We start from the raw sequence: 5,159 nt of genomic DNA on the forward strand, positions 1-5,159 counted from the left end.
GACGGCCTCGTACATCTCGGCACCGCGCACGCACTCGCCAGCGGGCTGCCGGCCGGGCCGCGGCGGGCGAGCATGGTCGGCCTCGTCGACAGCCAGCGCGCGCTCGTCGTGTACCGCATCGGCCGTACCGCCGAGGCTCTCAGCCTGTTCGACCGCGCGATCCCACTTCTCGAGGGCGCGCTGAGCGAGTCAGAGGTCGACCCCGCGGTGCTCGCCCGGGTCGTCATGAACCGCGGACTCACCCATATCGCCGACGGCAAACCCGGACCCGCCGAGGCCGACATGCGTCGGGTCATCGCGCTCGCCGAGGACCACAACCTGGCCCGCCTGCGCGCCAAGGCGCAGAACAACCTGGGCGACATCGCCCAGCTCACCGGTGACGTGCCCGGCGCACTGCGGTACTACGACAGCGTCGAGGCGATCTTCCACGAGCTCGCGCCCGGCCTCGTGCCCCGCGTGCAGATCGACCGGGCGAAGGTCCTGCTGGAGGCCGGACTCGCCGAGGAGGCCGCGCGCTGTCTCGACGAGGCGCTGCCTGCGTTGCGGGCCCAACGGGTCGGCCAGGACCTCGCGGAGGCGGAGCTCGCCAGGGCCGCGGCCGCGTTGCTCGAGGGTGACGTCACCCTCGCCAAGCAGCTGGCGGGCAGCTCGCACCGGCGGTTCGTCAAGCGCGGCAGCGAGTCGTGGGCCGAGGTGGCCGCGCTCACCAAGCTGCGGATCGAGGCAGGCGCGGGTGCGGTGTCGCCGGCCAAACCGGCGAAGCTCGCACAACGGCTGATCGGGATCGGGCTGACCGACGAGGCGGCCATGGCGACCATGCTCGCGGTGCGGCTGGCCGTCCGCCGCGGCGACCTCACCACGGCGGAGACACTGCTCGAGCAGGTGCCGCCACTGCGCAGGATCGCGCCCATCGACCACAAGATGATGCTGCGGCTGTGCCGTGCGGAGGTCGCGGTCGCCAAGGCGGACCGCAGGCGCGCGCTCGCCCAGGCGAAGGCCGGCTTCGTCGAGCTCGGCGCCGCACGCGACCGGATGGGCGGGCTGGACCTCGTGTGCGGCACGGCCGTGCACGGCCTCGAGCTGGCCAGGCTCGCGGTCGGCATCGTGCTGGGCGACGCGCGGACCGACGGCGACGCGCGGCGGCTGCTCGCCTGGCAGGAACGCACGCGGGCGCAGGTGTACCGGTACGAGCCGATGCCCGCGATCGACGACCCGGAGCTGGCCAGCAAGGTCGCCGAGCTGCGGACCGTGTTGCGCACCATGCAACAGGCCCGGCTGGAGCGGCGGCCCGTCACGCACCTCGAACAGCGGTCGGTCGCGTTGCAGCGGGAGGTCAACCGGCTGGGCTGGCACACCTCGCAGTGGGGCCGGCCGCGGCCGGTGTCCTCGCCGGACGAGGTGATCGAGCAGCTCGGGGACCGGGCGCTGATCAGCTTCGCCGGGCCGGAGAACGACCTCGCGGCGGTGGTCGTCGCGGGCGGGCGGACGAAGCTCGTGCGGCTCGGCGCCAAGGACGAGGTCCTGGAGGCGGCCCGGCAGCTGCACGCCGACCTGGACGCGCTGGCGCCGGACGAGCTGATCGCGCCGCTCGTGACCGCGGTGTCGCAGTCCGCGCGGCGGCGTATCCAGGCACTCGACCAGCTGCTGTTCGGGCCCGACGGCATCCCGGCGACGCTGCTCGGCGACCGCGAGCTGGTCGTGGTGCCGTTCGGTGAGCTGTACTCGGTGCCGTGGGAGACGCTGCCGTCGCTGCGTGGGCGCGCGGTGTCGGTGGCGCCGTCGGCGACCGCGTGGGTGAGCGCCAAGGAGGTGCCGCAGAACGACGGGCCGGTCGTGCTGGTGCGCGGGCCGGACCTGCCGACCGCGGCGACCGAGCTCACCCAGCTGATCGAGGTGTACCCGGACGCGATCGTGCTGGACGGCGAGCAGGCCACCACCGGCGCCGTGCTGAAGGCGATGGACGGCGCGAAGCTCGTGCACATCGCCGCGCACGGCACGCACGAGTCCGCGAACGCGATGTTCTCCCGGCTGGAGCTGCACGACGGCGGGCTGCTCGCGCACGAGGTCGCGCGGCTGCGGCACCCGCCGACCCACATCGTGCTCGCGGCGTGCGAGCTGGCGATGTCGCACATCCGCCCGGGCGACGAGCCGCTCGGCTTCGCCGGCGCGATGCTCGCGAGCGGGTCGCGGACGGTGGTCGCCGCGGTGAACCGGGTCGGGCACCGGTCGGCCGCGGTGGCCATGACCGACTACCACCGGCGCCTGGCCAACAAGCCGGTCGCGGACCTCGCGGCCGACCTCGCCGAGACGATGACCGACTACCACCGCCGGGTCGCCTCCGGCGTGCGCCCGGCCCGCGCCCTCGCCGAGGCGACGGTCGACGACCCCCTTCGTCGCCCGTTCATCCTGCTCGGAGCGGGTTAGGATCGCCTGCGGTTGACCTTGGACGTCGACTGCCGCGAGGGGGCGAAGCATGCACTGGTCCGACCCGCGCTTCCTCACGCAGCTGATCTCCGTGCCGATCTTCACCGGCGTGATCGGCTTCGTGACGAACTGGACCGGCGTGATCATGCTGTTCCAGCCGATGCGGTTCCACGGTGTGCGCGTGCCGGGGCTGCCGTTCCTGTACCCGTACCTGCCGCGGCGCGTGCAGGTGATCCCGGCGATCACGCACGAGGGTCGGTTCGGCTGGCAGGGCATCATCCCGTCCCGGGTGTCCAAGATGGCCTCGATCTCCGTGGACAAGGCGCTGCTCAAGGTCGGCAGCATCGGCGACTTCTACCGCGAGTTCGAGCCGGATAAGATCGCTGACCACATTGCGGCGACCGCGCGGACCGAGATTCGCGACGTGGTCGCGCGGATCGTGGAGCGGGAGCATCCACAGCTGTGGCACGACCTTCCGCCCGCGCTGAAGTCGGCGGTGTACACACGGGTGGAGCAGCGGCTGCCGGTGATCGTCCGTGAGCTGACCGAGCGGCTGGGCGAGTACATCGAGCAGCTGATCGATGCGAAGCTGCTGGTGATCCGGCACTTCGAGGAGCACCCGGAGCTGATGAACGACATGCTCCGCGAGGTTGGCCGCAAGGAGCTGCGGTTCATGCGGAACTTCGGCTTCTACTTCGGGTTTCCGGCCGGCATCGGGCTGGTGTTCATCCTGGCGGCGCTGCCGCGGTGGTGGGTGCTGCCGTTGGGCGGGGCGGTGATCGGCTGGGTGGCCAACTGGATCGGCATCAAGCTGATCTTCGAGCCGGTGTTCCCCCGCCGGATCGGGCCGTTCGTCCTCCAGGGCCTGTTCCTGCGGCGACAGCCGGAGGTGAGCGACGTGCTGGCGCAGATCATCGCCGAGGACGTGATCACCATGAAGAACATCGGCGACGAGCTGTTGTTCGGCCCCCGCTCCGACCGGACCCGGCTGATGCTGGAGGAGTCGCTGCGACCGGCGGTCGACGACGCGGTGGGGTTCGCGAGGTCGGTGGTGCGGGTCGGCATCGGCACCGACCGGTACGACCGGATCAGGGACGCGGTGGCCCACGAGGCGGTCGAGTTCGCGTCGACGTTCGGTGACCGCGAGTTCGGCCGGCAGCAGTCGGGAAAGATCAGGCGGTTCGTCGCGGACCAGATGCGACAGCTGCGGGCGGACGAGTTCAACGAGCTGCTGCGGTCGGCCATCAAGCAGGACGAGTGGCTGCTGTTCGTGCACGGCGGGGTGCTGGGCATCGGCGCCGGGCTGATCCATCTAGCGATCTTCGGGGTGTGAGATGTCGTCAGGTTCGTTGGGGTTGTTGAGGATCGCCGCGAACGCCGGCCTGTCGACGGCCCAGTGGGTGGTGACCACGTCCGTACGGACCGGGGCGCGGGTGGCACGTGGCCTGGCGGCCGGCGAGTCCCCCATGAAGATCGCCGGCGACCTGGGCGCGGACCTGCGGGCGGCGGCGCGCTCGGTGCTGGGGGTGCCCGACGAGGAGCCCGCTCACGCCGCTTCACTCGCCGAACCGCGGGCACACGGCGCTTCGCTCGCCGAGCTACGGGCACGAGGCGCGGAGCTGCTGCGGCAGTCGTCGGACGTCCGTTTCGTGGAGGACACGCATCCGGCGTACGAACGGATCCTGGGTGAGCTGACGCCGGACGAGGCAAGGATCATCCGGTTCCTGTACCGGGAGGGTCCACAACCGACGGTGGACGTGCGGACGAACCGTCCACTCGGGATCGGCTCCGAGCTGATCGAGGCGGGGCTGTCGATGATCGGACGACAGGCGGGGGTGCGGAACATGAGCCGCACCAACGCATATCTGAACAACCTGTTCCGCCTCGGACTGGTGTGGTTCTCCCGGGAGGAGGTGGAACCGTCGCGCTACCAGGTCGTCGAGGTCCAACCGGAGGTCCAGGAGGCGATGTCCCGCGCGGGCCGCGCGCCGAAGACCGTCCGCAGAAGCATCCACCTGACCCCTTTCGGCGAAGACTTCTGCCAGACCTGCCTACCCCTGGACACCTAGCCAACAAACATCGCGAGTCCCGCGTACAAACATGGCGAGTCCCGCTTTCGTGCACCGCGAGTTGCGGTTTTGTGCAGTTGGTGGGGCCTGTATGCAGAACGGCCCCGGGGGAACCCGGGGCCGTTCTGTGTGTGAAGGACTTAGAAGTCCATGCCACCGGTCGGGTCGCCGCCGCCGGCAGGCGCGGCGGCCTTCTCCGGCTTGTCCGCGACGACGGCTTCGGTCGTCAGGAACAGTGCGGCGATGGACGCGGCGTTCTGCAGTGCGGAGCGGGTGACCTTGGTCGGGTCCGGCACGCCGGCGGCGAGCAGGTCCTCGTAGACACCGGTCGCGGCGTTGAGGCCGTGGCCCTGGGGCAGGCCCTTCACGCGCTCGACGACGACGCCACCCTCGTGGCCGGCGTTGACGGCGATCTGCTTGAGCGGAGCCTCGACCGCCACCTTGACGATGTTGGCACCCGTGGCCTCGTCGCCCTCCAGGCGCAGGCCCGCGAAGGCGGCCTCGGCGGCCTGGAGCAGCGCGACGCCGCCACCGGCGACGATGCCCTCCTCGACGGCGGCCTTGGCGTTGCGCACCGCGTCCTCGATGCGGTGCTTGCGCTCCTTCAGCTCGACCTCGGTCGCCGCACCGGCCTTGATCACCGCAACACCGCCGGCCAGCTTGGCC

The 5,159-nt window shown here is 71.2% G+C and carries 4 protein-coding genes; 3 read left to right on the plus strand and 1 reads right to left on the minus strand.

What is annotated here, in order from left to right; translation table 11 throughout:
* From VET29_RS36450 to VET29_RS36460, 3 genes are all read left to right on the plus strand, one after another.
* Nucleotides 1-2,424: CHAT domain-containing tetratricopeptide repeat protein (locus VET29_RS36450; protein WP_324929449.1), on the plus strand; the 2,424-nt coding region annotated here is incomplete at its 5' end.
* Between the two features lie 49 nt (nt 2,425-2,473).
* Complete coding sequence (locus tag VET29_RS36455) at nt 2,474-3,757, plus strand: hypothetical protein (RefSeq protein ID WP_324929451.1); 1,284 nt, start codon at nt 2,474-2,476, stop codon at nt 3,755-3,757.
* A 25-nt stretch (nt 3,758-3,782) separates the two neighbouring features.
* Nucleotides 3,783-4,493: a DUF4393 domain-containing protein gene (locus tag VET29_RS36460; RefSeq protein WP_324929453.1), complete on the plus strand. Its 711-nt coding sequence runs from the start codon at nt 3,783-3,785 to the stop codon at nt 4,491-4,493.
* Between the two features lie 140 nt (nt 4,494-4,633).
* Here the strand turns inward: VET29_RS36460 and VET29_RS36465 are convergent.
* A partial coding sequence (locus tag VET29_RS36465) for a TCP-1/cpn60 chaperonin family protein (protein WP_324929455.1) occupies nt 4,634-5,159 on the minus strand: 526 nt, incomplete at its 5' end.

Source organism: Actinophytocola sp., assembly GCF_035634895.1.
Lineage (GTDB): Bacteria > Actinomycetota > Actinomycetes > Mycobacteriales > Pseudonocardiaceae > Actinophytocola.